The following is a 1,982-nucleotide window of genomic DNA, read 5'->3' as shown; positions in this document are numbered from 1 at the left end:
GGTCACGTGCATGCGCGCGTCGGAGACGTGATGACGCCGAGCCCTATATCCATCAGCCATAACGCCACGCTGCTCGAAGCGGGTCGCCTGCTGCGCCAGTACAACGTGCGCGCGCTCGTGGTGACGAACGACGACGGCACCTACCGGGGCCTCATCACCACTCGCATGATCGCCGAGCGCTACATCGCCGCCACCGACGCCCTCGAGGACGGAGGGGCGAACGAGATGGCGGTCGCCGGCGACCTCATCGCCTCGCTCGGTCAGAAGGTGGACGAGATCACCGAGACCGATGTGCTCATCCTCGACAAGGAGGGCCTGCTCAAGGAGGCTATCGAAGACCTCATGGCCAGCGCGTTGCGCGAGGCCGTCGTGCTGAACGACGACGGCCTCGCCATCGGCATCGTCACGCGCTCGGACGTGGCCGTGCGCCCGAAGCGCAAGGTGGTGCTCGTGGACCACAACGAGACGCGCCAGGCCGCCAACGGCATCGAGGAGGCCGAGGTCGTCGAGATCGTCGACCATCATCGCATCGCCGACGTGATGACTGCCAACCCCATCCAGTTCCTCAACCTTCCCGTGGGCTCCACGGCGACCATCGTCACGATGGAGTTCCGCCGCCACAACGTGGAGATGCCTCCGGCCATCGCGCGCGTGCTGCTGTCGGCCGTGATGACAGACACCGTCATCCTCAAGTCGCCCACCGCCACGCCGACCGATCACGAGCAGGTAGCCTACCTCGCCGGCATCGCGGGCGTCGATCCCACCGAATTCGGCCTTGCCGTGTTCAAGTGCCGCGGCGGCGAGGACGACATGCCCGTCGACAAGCTCGTCGGCGCCGACGCCAAGGAGTTCCAGATCGGCGACGCCACCGTTCTCATCGCGCAGCACGAGACGGTGGATCTTCCCGCCGTCATGAAACGCGAAGAGGAGATCCGCGAGCATATGCGCCGTCTGCGCGACGACCACGGCTACGAGTTCGTGCTGCTGCTGGTCACCGATATCGTGGCCGAGGGCAGCCAGTTCATGTGCGAGGGCAACCGCCGCATCGTCAACCGCGTGTTCGGCATCCATTGCACGGGCGAAGGCGGCACCTGGATGCCCGGCATCCTCAGCAGGAAGAAGCAGGTGGCGGCGAAGATCCTAGGAGCATAGGGGCGAGGGTTCGCGCCAGCGTTCTTCGAAAAACGAGACGAGGAAGCCGTGGAACGCCGCGGCTTCTTTGCTAAGGGGGCCGCTTGTCGGGGCGATCTCGATGGTGCGGGCGAACGGCGCGTCGGCTATGCTCGCCAGGCGCGCGCTGCTGTCGTCGAGGCCTCCCCAGCTGCGTTCGGGCCAAAAGCCCACGCCCAGCCCCAAGCCGATCATGTTCTTCACCACGGCGGGGCTGTCGCTTTCGAACGCCACGCGCGGCACGAACCCGGCATGCGCGCACGCTTCGTCGCATACCGCGCGAAACGTGCGGCTTCCGGCGAGGCAGATGAACGGCTCGTCGGCGAGGTCGGACAGCGGCAGGGGTTCCTGCGAGGCGCGCTCGGCGGGCACGGCGATGCCGATGCGTTCGAAGAAACGGCGAGCGCGGGGGTCCGCGCTCTCTGCGCGCACGGTGCGGACCCGCAGGTCCCAACGTCGGGAGGAGGCTTCCTGCGTCACCACGAAACGTGCGTCGGGATGCGCCAAGCGGTAGGCCGCGATGGCGTCCACCGCCAGCCCCGAGGCCGATTCGATGGCAAGATGGACGGCGGCCCGCTGTTGCCCGGCTACCACGGCAAGCTCCTCGGGCAGCTCGTCGAGGGCCGCCAGCAGCGGCGCGACGCGCTTCTGAAGCGCGTCGCCGCACGCGGTCAGCCGCACGTTGCGTCCCACGCGTTCGAACAGGGTCACGCCCAGCTCGCGTTCGAGCCTGCGGATCGACTGGGTGAGGGCGGGTTGGGCCACGTTGAGCTTCTTCGCGCTGTTCGTCACATGCTGGGTGCGCGCCACTT

Annotated in this window: 2 protein-coding genes; one reads left to right on the top strand and one right to left on the bottom strand. The window is 67.6% G+C overall.

Annotated elements, in window-relative coordinates; genetic code table 11:
- Nucleotides 1-1,152, top strand: a 1,152-nt coding sequence (locus ACMO6A_RS05935; RefSeq protein ID WP_418470898.1) for a putative manganese-dependent inorganic diphosphatase, incomplete at its 5' end; no start/stop codon positions are given.
- On the opposite strand, the gene ACMO6A_RS05930 is transcribed toward ACMO6A_RS05935, so the two are convergent.
- The gene (locus tag ACMO6A_RS05930) at nt 1,141-1,980 is read right to left on the bottom strand and encodes a LysR family transcriptional regulator (RefSeq protein WP_418470897.1); all 840 of its coding nucleotides are present in this window, start codon (nt 1,978-1,980) and stop codon (nt 1,141-1,143) included. The two genes, ACMO6A_RS05935 and ACMO6A_RS05930, sit on opposite strands and share 12 nt — an antisense overlap.
- Nucleotides 1,981-1,982: the final 2 nt, after the last annotated feature.

Source organism: Eggerthella sp., from assembly GCF_048329335.1.
Lineage (GTDB): Bacteria > Actinomycetota > Coriobacteriia > Coriobacteriales > Eggerthellaceae > Eggerthella > Eggerthella lenta.
The sequence above is the reverse complement of the archived record's forward strand: the minus strand, read 5'-3'. Positions and strand labels throughout refer to the sequence as shown.